The following is a 12788-nucleotide window of genomic DNA, read 5'->3' as shown; positions in this document are numbered from 1 at the left end:
CCCCCGGCGCGGAAGGGCTGCACCAGGACCTCGATGGCCCCGCCGCACATCAGGCCAACCGCGAAGGCGTCCTCATCGCTGTACCCGAAGGTGTGTACGGCCGGCTCACCGCTGGCCAGGGCGTCTTGGCAGGCCTCGAACACGGCGCCCTCGACGCATCCTCCGCTCAGGGAACCCTGGACCGCTCCCGTCGAGTCGACGAGCATGGAGGTTCCGATGGGCCGAGGGGCGGAGCCCTGGACCGCGACGATGGTCGCGACCGCGACATCCCGCGGATTGTCTAGGTCGAAGAGCCGCTGCTGTGCGGCAAACAGAATGTCCAGCACAGTGCACAGCCTATCCTGGCTTCAGCGCAGGCATAGCCGCTCGCAGCTTTCTTCAAGAGAGCGATAACCGGAAGGCCCAGCGACCCGCCGGAGACAGTGCCGTTCCGTCCAACGACCAAGAAAGACCGACGGTGAGGTTCAGGCTTGGTGCTGGCCAGGCTCAGGGTGGGGATGCGGCAGGCCGGCAATGGGCACTTCGATTACCGCCTGCACGGGCAGATGATCAGACCCCCATCCCCCGCCGTATTGCCTTCCGTTGATGCCTGGGCTGCGGACCAGAAGATCTGGGGACACCAAAATCCAATCAACCCGGGGACGCCGGGATGTCGGTGCACGGTAGGCGGCGAACGTTCCCCACTGTGTAGCCACCCGTCGTGGTGCGGCGTCCAGCGAATCGAGGAGCGTATTTTCGCAGAGCAACTGGGCCAGCGGCGCCGACCCAGGACGTGCATTGAGGTCACCGGTGACAACCGTCGGGTGCTCGCTGCCCCTCACCAGCCGGGCGATCACCTGAGCGGAGCGGAGCCGAGAATGCGCGGACAGATGATCGAAGTGTGTGTTGATCATCTGTAGGCGCTGGCCGGTTCCACGGTCCTGGAAAAGTGCCTCGATGAGTACCCGGGGAACAAGGTTTCCCCAGGACATCGAGCCGGGTTGGGCCGGGTGATTCGACAGGGCCTTTTGTTCCCAGGAAAGCAGCTCCAGTCTTTGGGCATCGTAGATGATCGGGCATTGTTCGTCTGCTCGTTGACGATCCCGCCCATGACCGATCGCTCGATAGGTCCCGCCCAAGGATTCGATGAGGAAATCCACTTGATCGGCAAGGGCCTCCTGCACCCCCAGTAGGCAGGCTGCTCCGCTTCCAGCAGTGCGCGAAGTCGAGGCGCCCTCACCCCCCATTGATCGGCTTCGCGTTGGAAGAGGTACTGCATGCGGCACCGAATGTTCCAGCTCATGACATGCAATGCCGGGGGCCTTCTCTTGCCCACCACTGCCGTCAAGGGCCCCGAGGAGCCACAGCCAAGGTTGGCATCGGAGACACCGGGGCCCATGGGGTTCCTGCCTTCCTCAGAAAACGCCTGTTCCAATGGTTGCAGAGACTTTATTCGTCCATTGTCCTCCAAAAGCCGACTCGACAAAAGGAGACGTTCGTGATGCCACGTCGATTCCTAGAGCTGTGCCCTGTCGGCTGCCCGCCACGGCAGGCGACCGATCAAGTCAGCCACGCTGGCATGATCTGCGTGCCGGTGGGTTTGCGCGCACCGAATGATTAGGCTGAGGGCATGGCGACAGTATTACTCGTGCGGCACGGCCGCTCCACAGCCAACGCCGCTGGGATGTTGGCCGGACGGATGGATGGCGTCACCCTGGATGAAGCCGGACGGGATCAAGCGGCCCTGACCGGAGAACGGTTGGCAGCGGTGCCCCTTGCCGCAGTCGTGTCCAGTCCCCTCGAACGGTGCCGGCAGACCAGCCAGTTCATCCTTAATCGGCAACGCCAGGCACCGGCTGCTCCCGTTGATCCCGACTTGACCGAGTGTGACTACGGCCAGTGGCAGGGCCGCCAACTCAGCGAGCTTGTGACCGAAAACCTGTGGTCGGTGGTGCAGTCGCAACCTTCCGCCGTGACGTTTCCGGATGGCGAGTCCCTGGCCGCGATGCAGTCGCGCTCGGTGGCCGCAATCCGTCGCCATGATGCGGCATTCGAGGCCGAGCATGGACAATGCCCTTTGGGCGGCAGTCAGTCATGGCGACATCATCAAGTCGGTGCTCGCGGACGCGCTGGGCATGCATCTGGACCTGTTCCAGCGCATCAACGTGGGCCCGGCATCGGTCTCCATTGTGCGGTACGGAGGGCCTCGCCCAAGTGTGTACGCGATCAATACCGAAGCTGGCGATTTGTCTTGGTTGGCCAAGGGAATCAGCGCCGGCGATGCTGCGGTGGGTGGCGGCTCGGGACACCAGACATCATCGACCAAATCGGCCTAGAATACACACATGTCTACACGTGTTCACGAGTTTTCTTGGCCAGATCGTGTTGTCGTTGGCGCCATCGGTTCGCCGGGGTCTCGTGCGTTCTATCTGCAGGTGCGCGCCGGTAGACAACTGGTGTCCGTGGCCTTGGAGAAACAGCAATCAGCTGCGCTCGCGGAAAAGATTGACGAGGTCCTTGACCAGTTGAGCACGGTTGCAGGCAATCGCTTCAGTGTGCCGTCGGGGACTCCCATCGAGCTTGTCGACAATGAGCCTCTAGACGACGTCCAGGTGCAGTTCCGCCTCGGTGCCATTACTTTGGGCTGGGACCCCTCCACAGCCCAGGTTGTCATGGAGTTCCACCCACTGAGCGAGGACGAGAGCGCTGAAGAGGAAGAAATGTTGCTCGTACGCATACCGGTTGGAACGGCCCGTGCCTTCGCAAAACGCACCCGCGAGATCGTGGCGGCCGGCCGGCCGATGTGCCCTCGCTGTGGTTACCCGATGGACCCCGAGGGGCACATCTGCGCTCCTGAAGATCTCTGATGCCTACACCGGACTTGGTGGAAGCCGAGCTGCGTCTCACCGGCCGCATCACGAGCGCATCGAACGCCACGTTCCTGGGCAGCATCGGCAAGACGCAGGTCGTCTATAAACATCGCAGGAGAAAAGCCGCTGTGGGATTTTCCTGAAGGGTCGCTGGCCCACAGGGAGGTTGCCTCCTACCTGATTTCACAAACTCTCGGGTGGGACGTCGTGCCGCACACCTGGCTGCGCGATGGGCCGCTGGGCGAGGGGATGGTGCAGCTGTGGAAAGAACCCGATCCCGAGCAGAGCCCCGTAGACCTACTGCCGGAGCATCAGGTATCGCAGAACGGCTGGAAGCACGTTCTCAAGGGCCAGGATGAGAGCGGACAGATCATCGTGCTCATCCACGAGGACACCCCCGAGCTAAGACGCATGGCGGTATTCGACGCCATCGTCAACAATGCCGACCGCAAGGGCAACCACATTCTGGCCATGCCCCATGGACACCGGTACGGTGTGGATCACGGACTCACCTTTCACCATGAACACAAGCTGCGCACGGTCCTGTGGGGTTGGTGGGGTGAATCCCTGAGCGCCGAAGAGGTGGCGGGGATCAAGCGAGTGAACCAGGCGCTTTCCGGCGAACTCGGCCAAAGGCTGGAGGGACTGTTGAGCGCCGAGGAGATCGCCGCGTTGGCGAGGCGATGCCTGCAGATCAGCATGGCAGGACTGTTTCCAGCCCCACGCGGCCAGATGCCGGCAGTGCCCTGGCCGCTGTTCTGAGGCCACGCGTCACGCCGAACGGCTTCAAGCCGTCCCGGCTTCAACCGCGCCCCCGCCCCAATCACCGGCAACAGCCGGGCGGGGAAGCGCTCGAACACTGTCGCGCCCAAGGGTGTTATCCCAGGAGCCAGGTCCGTCAATCGTGGAACGAGGTCGGCGCCTGAGATCACCGCTCTGCCGGGGCAGGTTCGTTACCCCCGCGGACTCATTCCCCCGGTTCAGTCCTGGAGCACGTAGCGCAGTGTTTCCACTACCTGGTCGGTGGTCTTGCACCAGCTGCGCCTCGGCGTCAACCTCCTTGAGCGGGTGGACGATATCTTCATCGTGCAGGGTCACGTAAGGCTTGCCCAACGCCGCACAGTAGCCAGCATCGAAGGCTGCGTTCCACTGCTTGTACTTGTCGCCGAAACGCACCACAACGAAGTCCGCCTTTTCAATCAGGGTGCGGGTACGAATGGCGTTGATCTTGGAGGACTGGTGATCACGCCAGAACTGGGTGGAGGTCTCCCCCAGGTAGTCGCCGGCGGCATCGCTGGCGGGGTGGTCAGTCACCGGTGCGGTGAAGACGACGTCCAAGCCGGCGGCTTCGGCACCGCGCTGGATCTCCTCGCGCCAGTCAGTGTGGATCTCTCCGGAAAGATAGACGTTGAAACTCATTATTCAAGACTCCTTGATTCGAGATGGACGGACGTGGCTGATCCATTGGATCAACCACCCATCCTAGTGAGTTACGCCACCGGTATCATGAGACGCGCTTCATCATCTGTCATCGGAGCATTTCCGTCTCCCCGTGACGCAGTGAATCCGTGAGGAACCCGGAGCACGGTTCAGGCCTTGAACGACGACTCGCTGTGCGGAGTATCGTGACTCATCCAAGGCCATGAAGGCGATCTAACACCTCCGGGTTCCAAGGCAACCCCGTGATCGTCCTTGAGCTCAGTGACTGGCTCCGTCCGGCTTGCCCGCTGTTGGGGATCCCGCGGGCCGCTAGGGCAAACGTGGCCGACGGCAACCTGGTTACAGTCTCACCTACTCCAGCCTTGGTTACCGAGCCATTTCAATGCTGACAAGGACGGTGCGAAAAGGTACTCGCCCCCGGACATCCGGTTGAACGTGGTGATGCCGTTGATCCGTTTTCGGGCAGGTTCCGCTGGCATGGTGAATTGCCCGCCGGTTTCGTCCCCGTGATGGTTGCCAACGATGGGGTCGCGCTCGCTGCCGAGGTCGACGAAGTTGCCGCCGTTGATCCACTCCTGTTGCATGAACTCGATCGTGTCGAAAGCTCGGGCGCTCATGAAGATGAAGTAGATGCGCGGTCTTCCCTGGCATCGTCAGCAGCCGTCACTTGCGGGGACCAGTCCGGCCCGAAGGTCGACGATCGACGGATGATGCGTTTGATGTTGACGTCGGTCATAATCGTCAGCTGGCTGTCCCGGGGATTCAGTCGGCGCATGTGACTTGAGTGCGGACACATCAGCCTTGGGTCATCCTTGAATGAGAAGTTGTTGTTCCGGCTGGGGTCATCCCCGAGAGCCTCATCGTCCTGGTCTGGAGCAAGAACCAGCGGGGCCCCGCTGCGCCAACGCCCGAACATCTTGGCCCCGAGTTTGTGCTGGGCCTCGCTGTCCGATTCCTGGGAGGCGAGGTAGTCGTTGAACGCACCGACGTGGCTGATGAACTTGCGCAGCACGACGTACGTTCCGTTCCGCCCCAGTTCGGCCGGCTCGGGCACACCCAGTGGGGCGCCGGTCTCGCTGTCTTCACCGAGGATGAACTCCCCGGCGGCGATCGAGCGCTCCTGGCCGGGCTGTGGACTGACTCCACTGCCGGCGATGGTGGGCTGCGAGATGTTGTCACGGAACCCGAACGGGTTCTTGTTCTCCTTGGTGACGCCGAACTGATGGGTGCCGATCAGGGTGACTCCACTGGAGCGGTCAAGGACATCCATGGCCGTGGAGAGCGCCTCGTCCAGCCCGTCCTCGTCCTCGGCATAGATGGTCAGGGCGATGTGGCAGGTTCCCGGAGCGAAAGCGTCGTCCCAATGCTCCGGAGCATTCGGACCGTTGTCGACAAGCTGCGCAGCTCGGGCGGCCATGCCCTGCTGGAACGGCAGCGGGAAGCTTTTCAGGTAGTCCTCGGGGACTCCCAGGGCCTTGAGTCCGTCGTAGCTGATGGCCACACCGGTCCACGCCTTCAGGTCATCGGTCCAGTCCTGCGCCGAGTGAATGAACTGCGAGCTTGGCAATGAAGTCCCGTCCGCCCTCGGCTTCCGTGACCTGAAGTACCGCATGCGCACCCACGTAGGGTTCGGGACGGGAACGCAGGATGAGGCCCTGGATGTCGTCCAGGTCCAAACTGACGTCTTCACGCCGGAAGCGGCGCTTCAGATCTCCCAAGATACCCATGTCAGTAGTCCACCCCCTCGGGGGTAGAGATCGCGTCGGTCAGCTTCTTCATCGCTTCGGCTGTCTTCGGGTCCAGATCCTCGCGGCCGCTCATCGAGTCGAAGAAGTCGTTCAACGCGTGCTCGGTGCGCTGCATCCGGCGAACATCAACGACGGTTACCTGCGGGTTTGCGACGAACCAGCCTGCGGCCGTCATCTGGTGCTCGGCAATGAAGTCCTTGACGCTCGGGCTGTCGATCCCCGGCCAGCCTTCGACGTTCTGGAACAGCAGGTCCATCAATTCAGGGATCTTGGTGGCAAAGTCATTGATGTAGCGTCCCAGTCGCCGTCATAGGTGGTTGCGAACAGGATCCGGGTGTTGTCGTCGAAGAAGACAAACCGCATATCGTGCAACGTCGAGACCCGCTGGGCGCCGTCCATATTGCCCTTGGTCAACGAGAGGATCCGCTGCAGCCGCTCTCCACCACCGGGCTTGAGCTTCGCGATTGCGGTCAGCTCGGACACTTTGCCAGAGCGCATGCCAACCTACCGGCGGTCTCTGCGGTGCCGGCGAGATCCGGGTTGTGATTGCGGATCATTGCTTCGAGCGCAATCTTCGCCAACGGCGGTGCGTCATGGGCGACGTCCTCGACGACGCGTTTGATCTTGTCGAGCCGGCTCTCGTCCTCAAGCCGGGGGTCTGGATGTTCAGCCACGGGGATGCCCTTTCTCTCTGGTTGTCTGGTCGGCGATGCTCAGTCGGGAATCTGCTCGATGCTGTCCGGTTCAACGCGTTCCCGGACGTTGTAGTCGTGCCGGTAGGCGGTCGAACGCTCGTACGCGTGCTTGCGGATGCGCATGATGGAGCCCAGGGGCTGGTGCGCTTGGACACCATTCCATGGGTTGAAGGTCAGCACATCGTCTCCGTAGATTCGGCGTTCCGGGGTGTAAGCGTCCTGTGGTTCGATGCGCAAGGTCGCCACGGGGCGATGGAGTGAGTCTTCTTCCTTCCACAGCACCGCTGTGTCCTCCACCGGCATCGCATCAACGTCGGTACTCAGCTGGGCGCGCAGTTCGTATTCGGCCCCCTCGGAGCGGAAGTAGTCGACCAGTACATCGCGGATTCCGGAGAAGTCCTCTACCTTCATTCGGCGTCCTGTCAGTGACCGGACGTTCTCGGACTTCGGTGCGATCGACAGTTTGGCCACGTGCTCGCCGTAACGGATTGCTGCCTGCGTGTAGTAGGTTTCGCCCAGCAGGTGGCTGTTGTCCCGTCCAAGGCCTTCCAGTGTGGCACTTGGCGTGATGCCCACAGCCTCAACCGCTTCCCGCGCAACACGCATGGTCCCGGTGGCCACCCGCTGAAGTATCTCCGGAGCCTGTGAGTTCTTCTCCAGAAGCGCAAGCATGTCCTTGTACTTGGCAATGGTGCCGAAGGCCAGGGTTGGGAAATTGACCATCAGAAAGTCCTGATTGTGCCCGGCCGGTTCCGGCAGGAGCGCTCCCCCTCCACCCCGATGAGCTTCACAGCGAATCCACGCGGGGCTGCGGTGCGGTCGGTGTGCAGGTCCCCGGGCGACGACGACATTCGGACCACGGCATCATAGGTAGCCGGTGCAGCAAAAATGCCCTGGGCCAGCTCCGGGGGCAACCCGTCGTGCACGGTCACCGTGGCTTGAGAATCGCATGACTTTTCGCGTGGGCATCTCGAAGAGCGTGACGGTGCCGGTCTGCAGCCGCGCGTTGGCTGGCCGCCATCTGCTCAAGAATCTGATCGGTCAACTCATCTTCATGTTCAACTGTCTGCTCGATGTCAGGCGTGAACTTTACTGCTTTAGTGGCCATGCTCGCACCGTACCCGTCCGTAGCCGAAAGCAAAAGGCATGGAAGAAACTCACACAGACTCCCCCGTGAATGAGGGGCAGACGCTTCCACTAGTTTTCCGCAAGAATCTTTCGCTCAACCACGAGGGCTGTGAAGCTTAGGGGCCTGACACACTCGGCAAGTGGCGTGGACGTTCCGCGCCCATACCTGCAATGACAATCCCTGGATGACCTCCGGATGGCGCGGCAGGCGGGCTCATTACCGTCGAAATCAGCAGGCGCGGGTCAGCGCCTTTAGCGTAATGAGGGATGAGATGCCCTCAGCCCAAAGACCAGTCTCTTCGAGGGGGAAGGAGGGGGGAAGGAAGCCCAACTTCAACGCTCTAGGGATGTACTCGAAAGTAGGCGTCACATTCTGGTCCCTCTGTGCTCTCGCTGACATGTAAGGATGAATCCATGACTTTGGAAACCTTCATCTTGTCAGGAAAGAAGTTCTATCTACGCAGGGCTGTTGAAGAAGACCTCAACGCACTCGTCGAGCTTTTATCCAACGACCCTATTCGGCAAGCCGAGAATTCGGCGAAACCTGAGCATCGCGCTCCGTACCTAGATGCATTCCGGGCGATCGACGCTGACCCCGCGCAGTTGCTGGTGGCTGTGCTCGACGAGACAGATGCGGTCGTGGCAACCATGCAGTTGACTGTCATTCCAGGTCTCGCTCGATCCGGCGCGACTCGACTCACCGTGGAGGCAGTCCGAGTAGATGAGCGGCTGCGTGGCGACGGACTCGGCTCAGAGATGATGAAATGGGCCATCGAGGAGGGCCGTCGGCGCGATGTTTCCTTGGTCCAGCTGACCAGCGACAAAGCCAGAGACGATGCGCATCGTTTCTATGAACGTCTCGGCTTTACTCCATCTCATGTGGGGTTTAAATTAGCACTCTAGACGGCGCACCAAGGAGGAATTTCGGGGCATTAGTCAATCGACCAATGCCCCGAATGGGTCTCCCTTATGAACGTCGCCGGAGTGTCCCATAGGCCGGTCGTTCACTGGGACACCGACCCTGCTGACTTGGCGTGCCAGCGATTTCTCTATTCACGGGTAAGACGAGCGTCCCGTATACCCCGCCCGCAAAACTGCCCGGTATCCTCGACATCCTTCGCCGCATGGATCAGCTCGAGCTTCCGCAGAGCCGCTCGTTGCATTTTCCGGCCGATGCGCTGGACGTCCTGCTCATGTCAGATGCGCTCGCTGTCCTTGCTGCCGAACAATCTGATCAGAGCATTGCATCACGGACACCGTCATTAACGCTAGACGTTAAACCGGAACTCCACGACGTCGCCGTCCTGCATGATGTAGTCCTTGCCTTCAATGCGCGCCTTGCCTGCGGCCTTGGCGTTGGCAACGGAGCCGACCTCGACCAGGTCATCAAAGCTGACCACTTCGGCCTTGATGAAGCCGCGCTGGAAATCGGTGTGGATCACCCTGCGGCCTCCGGTGCGGTGGCCCCCTTGGGGATGGTCCAGGCGCGGGTTTCCTTCGGGCCGGCAGTCAGATAGGTCTGCAGCCCCAGGGTATCGAAGCCAACCCGGGCCAGCTTGTCCAGCCCGGATTCCTCGATGCCCGCGTCTTCGAGCATCTCCACGGCCTCGTCTTCTTCCAGCTCGGCCAGCTCGGCCTCGAACTGGGCGTCCAGGAAGATCGCCTCGGCCGGGGCCACCAGCTCGGAGAGCTTGGCCTGCATCTCGGTGTCGGCCAAGCCCGCCTCATCGGTGTTGAACACGTAGATGAACGGCTTGGTGGTCATCAGCTGCAGCGAGGCAATTTCCTCCAGGTCGACTCCGGCCGCGGCGCCGGCGGCGTAGAGCGTCTTGCCCTCTTCGAGCACCTTCTGCGCGGCGAGCACGTTGTCCATGAAGGACTTGTCGATCTTCTTGCCGCGCAGTTCCTTCTCCAGGCGGGGCAGCTGGTTCTCAATGGTCTGCAGGTCGGCCAGGATCAGCTCGGTGGCGATGGTCTCGATGTCCGACTCCGGGTCCACCTTGCCGTTGACGTGGATGACGTCGTCGTTCACGAACGCGCGGGTGACCTGGCAGATGGCGTCGGCCTCGCGGATGTTGGCCAGGAACTTGTTACCCAGCCTTCACCCTCGCTGGCGCCCTTGACGATGCCGGCGATGTCCACGAAGGACACGGTCGCGGGCAGGATGCGCTCGGAGCCAAAGATCTTGGCCAGCACCTTCAGCCGCTCATCGGGCAGCGAGACCACACCGACGTTGGGTTCGATGGTCGCGAAGGGGTAGTTGGCCGCCAGCACCTGGGCACGGGTCAGCGCGTTGAACATGGTGGACTTGCCGACGTTGGGCAGTCCGACGATTCCGATAGTAAGAGCCACGGGAGACGATTCTACCTTTTGCTAGGGGTGGGAGGTGAACTGGGTGCGCCGCGCACCTTTTGGCGCGTGGCGGAGCCGGGCGGGCAGTGCGCGATTAACGCGAGGTGGTGGGGTGCCGCGTCCGCCCAGGGCGCGGGAGTCATCCCCAGCTTCCTTGAGCTTGCCGCGGATTTCCTTGGGCAGCGAGAAGACGATGTCCTCCTCGGCCAAGGTGATTTCTTCCACGTCCCCAAAACCGTATTCGGCCAGCAGCTCCAGCACTTCCTGCACCAGCACGTCGGGCACGGAGGCCCCGGAGGTCACACCCACGGTGGAGACTCCCTCGAACCAGGACTCATCTACTTCGTGGGCGAAGTCCACCCGGTAGGCGGCCTTGGCGCCGTAGTCAAGGGACACCTCGACCAGGCGCACCGAATTGGATGAGTTTGAGGAGCCCACCACGATCACCAGATCTGATTTGGGGGCAATTGTCTTGATGGCCACTTGTCGGTTGGTGGTGGCGTAGCAGATGTCGTCGCTGGGCGGGTCCTGCAGGTTCGGGAAGCGCTCCCGCAGCCGGCGCACGGTCTCCATGGTCTCGTCCACGCTCAGGGTGGTCTGCGAGAGCCAGATCAGCTTGTCCGGGTTCTTCACCTGGACGGTGTCGGCCTCTTCGGGGTTGTTCACGATGGTGGTGGCGTGCGGCGCCTCACCGTAGGTGCCCTCAACCTCCTCGTGGCCCTCGTGGCCGATGAGCAGGATTTCATAGTCGTTCTTGGCAAAGCGCACCGCTTCGCGGTGCACCTTGGTCACCAGCGGGCAGGTGGCGTCGATGGTCTGCAGACCACGGTCCTCGGCGGAGCGCACCACAGCCGGGGAGACGCCGTGGGCGGAGAAGACCACCAGGCGCCCTCGGCACCTCATCGGTTTCCTCCACGAAGATCGCCCCGCGGGCCTCCAGCTCGGAGACCACGTGCAGGTTGTGCACGATCTGCTTGCGCACGTACACCGGCGGGCCGTAGTGCTCCAGCGCCTTTTCCACCGCCACCACGGCACGGTCCACCCCGGCGCAGTAGCCGCGCGGGGCAGCCAACAGCACCTTGCGCTGGTTCACATTCGGCGAAGCGTCGGCAATCTCCTGAGGTGAACGTCGGGTCCGCGGGATGCGGGGCATCGGCAGGGAAACCGGAATGGAAGTGGAAGTAGCCATGGCACTAGTCTACGAAGTGGACGCAAGTAAGCCCATGCTCATATGATGCGCACCACCGCCGCGGGCCTGTGAGGTTGGCCTCTGCCGGTCAAGACCAGGGCGCCGTGCGGCACGGAATTGTCGGTGCGGTGGTGTAGCGTCACAGGTGCGAACGGGGCCGGTCCAGGCCTTATTCGCCCCGGACCCAGGTGAGGAGAAGCGCGAATGGAATCCCGTGCCCCGGACACGATGCCGCTCACGGCCCGTGAAACCAGCCCGGAGAACCCGTGGCCGCTGCGCGTGCTCTCCGAGAAGCTGAAGGCCCATATTGAGAACTCCCCCATCTCCTGGGTGGAGGGCCAGCTGCTGGAGACCAATATCCGCAACGGGCACGCCTACCTGACGCTGCGTGACGTGGATGCGGACTACTCCTTCTCGGTGACCGTGTGGGCCTCGGTGATGCGCGGGCTGGCCACCAAGCCGGAGGTGGGCTCCCGCGTGGTGGCCCGGGTGAAGCCGAATCTCTACACCAAGACCGGACGGTTGTCGCTGAACGCCACCGACCTGCGCCCGGTGGGGCTCGGCGAGCTGCTGGCCCGGCTGGAACGCCTGCGCCAGGCGCTCGGCGCGGAGGGGCTGTTTGCCCTGAAGCACAAGAAGCCGCTACCGGTGCTGCCACGCACCATCGGGCTGATCACCGGGCGCGATTCGGATGCGGAGAAGGACGTGGTGCGCAACGCGACGCTGCGGTGGCCGGCGGCGCGCTTTAGGATCATCAACACCGCCGTGCAGGGCCGCGACGCCGCCTCCCAGGTGATGGCGGCGCTGGCCCAGCTGGATGCGGACCCGCAAATCGATGTCATTGTCATTGCCCGCGGCGGCGGGGCGCTGGAGGACCTGCTGCCGTTTTCCAGTGAGGAACTGGTGCGCGCGGTGTTCGCCGCAACCACCCCGGTGGTCTCCGCCATCGGGCACGAGGCGGACCGCCCGATCCTGGATGACGTGGCCGACCTTCGGGCCTCCACCCCCACGGACGCGGCCAAGCGCATCGTGCCGGATCTGCAGGAGGAGTTTGCCGGGCTGGCTCAGGCCCGGGACCGGCTGGATAGGGCCATCAACCACCAGCTGCAGCGTGAGGCCCAGCTGCTTGAATCGCTGCGTGCCCGCCCGGTCATGGCGTTCCCCGAAACCATGATCACCACCCGCCGCGAGGACCTCTCCCGCTGGCGGGAGCGGTGCACCCAGCTGCTGGGCCATCGAGTGGACCGGGCACGGGACGAGATCCGCCACCTGGCCACCCAGGTGCGGGCGCTCTCACCCCAGCAAACCCTGGACCGCGGCTACGCGGTCGCCCAGGATGCGGCCGGGCCATCATTCGTGATGCCGCGGCCCTGGAGGCGGGGGCGGC

The 12788-nt window shown here is 62.8% G+C and carries 14 protein-coding genes and 4 pseudogenes; 6 read left to right on the top strand and 12 right to left on the bottom strand.

Annotation, left to right across the window (positions count from 1 at the left end):
• Window positions 1–326, bottom strand: a 326-nt coding sequence (locus tag JCM19049_RS03475) for an XdhC family protein (RefSeq protein ID WP_374700221.1), incomplete at its 3' end; no start/stop codon positions are given.
• A 138-nt stretch (window positions 327–464) separates the two neighbouring features.
• On the bottom strand, window positions 465–1163 hold the full coding sequence (locus JCM19049_RS03470) for an endonuclease/exonuclease/phosphatase family protein (protein WP_054820809.1): 699 nt from the start codon (window positions 1161–1163) through the stop codon (window positions 465–467).
• Between the two features lie 446 nt (window positions 1164–1609).
• Here JCM19049_RS03470 and JCM19049_RS03465 point away from each other — a divergent pair.
• The 3 genes and pseudogenes from JCM19049_RS03465 (at window position 1610) to JCM19049_RS03455 (ending at window position 3611) form a co-directional block, all read left to right on the top strand.
• A pseudogene (locus JCM19049_RS03465) lies at window positions 1610–2315 on the top strand (histidine phosphatase family protein).
• Window positions 2316–2324: 9 nt separating this feature from the next.
• Window positions 2325–2846, top strand: coding sequence for a DUF3090 domain-containing protein (locus tag JCM19049_RS03460; RefSeq protein ID WP_054820808.1), 522 nt, complete (start codon window positions 2325–2327; stop codon window positions 2844–2846).
• Window positions 2846–3611, top strand: a pseudogene (locus JCM19049_RS03455) (SCO1664 family protein). Before JCM19049_RS03460 ends, JCM19049_RS03455 begins: the two are co-directional and overlap by 1 nt.
• 24 nt (window positions 3612–3635) lie before the next feature.
• On the opposite strand, the gene JCM19049_RS03450 reads toward JCM19049_RS03455, so the two are convergent.
• The 8 genes from JCM19049_RS03450 to JCM19049_RS18375 form a co-directional block, all read right to left on the bottom strand.
• Window positions 3636–4268: a YtoQ family protein gene (locus JCM19049_RS03450; protein WP_279402387.1), complete on the bottom strand. Its 633-nt coding sequence runs from the start codon at window positions 4266–4268 to the stop codon at window positions 3636–3638.
• 368 nt (window positions 4269–4636) lie between these two features.
• The gene (locus tag JCM19049_RS18405; RefSeq protein ID WP_279402386.1) at window positions 4637–4906 is read right to left on the bottom strand and encodes a hypothetical protein; all 270 of its coding nucleotides are present in this window, start codon (window positions 4904–4906) and stop codon (window positions 4637–4639) included.
• Window positions 4903–5790, bottom strand: coding sequence for a hypothetical protein (locus tag JCM19049_RS18400; RefSeq protein ID WP_279402385.1), 888 nt, complete (start codon window positions 5788–5790; stop codon window positions 4903–4905). Before JCM19049_RS18400 ends, JCM19049_RS18405 begins: the two co-directional genes overlap by 4 nt.
• A gap of 19 nt (window positions 5791–5809) precedes the next feature.
• The gene (locus JCM19049_RS18395; RefSeq protein ID WP_279402384.1) at window positions 5810–6016 is read right to left on the bottom strand and encodes a hypothetical protein; all 207 of its coding nucleotides are present in this window, start codon (window positions 6014–6016) and stop codon (window positions 5810–5812) included.
• A 1-nt stretch (window position 6017) separates the two neighbouring features.
• On the bottom strand, window positions 6018–6293 hold the full coding sequence (locus JCM19049_RS18390) for a hypothetical protein (protein WP_279402383.1): 276 nt from the start codon (window positions 6291–6293) through the stop codon (window positions 6018–6020).
• Window positions 6293–6520 carry a hypothetical protein gene (locus tag JCM19049_RS18385; RefSeq protein WP_279402382.1) on the bottom strand — a complete coding sequence of 76 codons (228 nt, stop codon included), beginning with the start codon at window positions 6518–6520 and terminating at the stop codon, window positions 6293–6295. Before JCM19049_RS18385 ends, JCM19049_RS18390 begins: the two co-directional genes overlap by 1 nt.
• Window positions 6508–6711: a hypothetical protein gene (locus JCM19049_RS18380; RefSeq protein ID WP_279402381.1), complete on the bottom strand. Its 204-nt coding sequence runs from the start codon at window positions 6709–6711 to the stop codon at window positions 6508–6510. Before JCM19049_RS18380 ends, JCM19049_RS18385 begins: the two co-directional genes overlap by 13 nt.
• A gap of 39 nt (window positions 6712–6750) precedes the next feature.
• Window positions 6751–7455, bottom strand: a complete 705-nt coding sequence (locus JCM19049_RS18375; protein ID WP_279402380.1) for a hypothetical protein — start codon at window positions 7453–7455, stop codon at window positions 6751–6753.
• A 238-nt stretch (window positions 7456–7693) separates the two neighbouring features.
• On the opposite strand from JCM19049_RS18375, the gene JCM19049_RS18370 reads away from it, so the two are divergent.
• A complete protein-coding gene (locus JCM19049_RS18370) occupies window positions 7694–7909 on the top strand; it encodes a hypothetical protein (RefSeq protein WP_279402379.1) in 216 nt (71 codons plus the stop codon).
• Window positions 7910–8274: 365 nt separating this feature from the next.
• Window positions 8275–8763: a GNAT family N-acetyltransferase gene (locus JCM19049_RS03430; protein ID WP_054820807.1), complete on the top strand. Its 489-nt coding sequence runs from the start codon at window positions 8275–8277 to the stop codon at window positions 8761–8763.
• A gap of 365 nt (window positions 8764–9128) precedes the next feature.
• On the opposite strand, the pseudogene ychF reads toward JCM19049_RS03430, so the two are convergent.
• A pseudogene (gene ychF / locus JCM19049_RS03425) lies at window positions 9129–10212 on the bottom strand (redox-regulated ATPase YchF).
• 105 nt (window positions 10213–10317) lie between these two features.
• Window positions 10318–11401, bottom strand: a pseudogene (locus tag JCM19049_RS03420) (4-hydroxy-3-methylbut-2-enyl diphosphate reductase); the annotation flags it as partial.
• A gap of 204 nt (window positions 11402–11605) precedes the next feature.
• Between JCM19049_RS03420 and xseA the strand changes: the two are divergent.
• Window positions 11606–12788: exodeoxyribonuclease VII large subunit (xseA, locus tag JCM19049_RS03415; protein WP_279402378.1), on the top strand; the 1183-nt coding region annotated here is incomplete at its 3' end.

Source organism: Arthrobacter sp. JCM 19049 (assembly GCF_001310435.1).
Note: the sequence above shows the minus strand (reverse complement) of the source record. Positions and strands in the feature narration are given on the sequence as shown.

Coding starts and splice junctions, on each gene's coding strand:
- JCM19049_RS03450 (WP_279402387.1), bottom strand. CDS start 4,268: ATGAGTTTCAACGTCTATCTTTCCGGAGAGATCCACACTGACTGGCGC.
- JCM19049_RS18375 (WP_279402380.1), bottom strand. CDS start 7,455: ATGGTCAATTTCCCAACCCTGGCCTTCGGCACCATTGCCAAGTACAAG.
- JCM19049_RS18405 (WP_279402386.1), bottom strand. CDS start 4,906: ATGAGCGCCCGAGCTTTCGACACGATCGAGTTCATGCAACAGGAGTGG.
- JCM19049_RS18390 (WP_279402383.1), bottom strand. CDS start 6,293: ATGGACCTGCTGTTCCAGAACGTCGAAGGCTGGCCGGGGATCGACAGC.
- JCM19049_RS18395 (WP_279402384.1), bottom strand. CDS start 6,016: ATGGGTATCTTGGGAGATCTGAAGCGCCGCTTCCGGCGTGAAGACGTC.
- JCM19049_RS03460 (WP_054820808.1), top strand. CDS start 2,325: ATGTCTACACGTGTTCACGAGTTTTCTTGGCCAGATCGTGTTGTCGTT.
- JCM19049_RS03430 (WP_054820807.1), top strand. CDS start 8,275: ATGACTTTGGAAACCTTCATCTTGTCAGGAAAGAAGTTCTATCTACGC.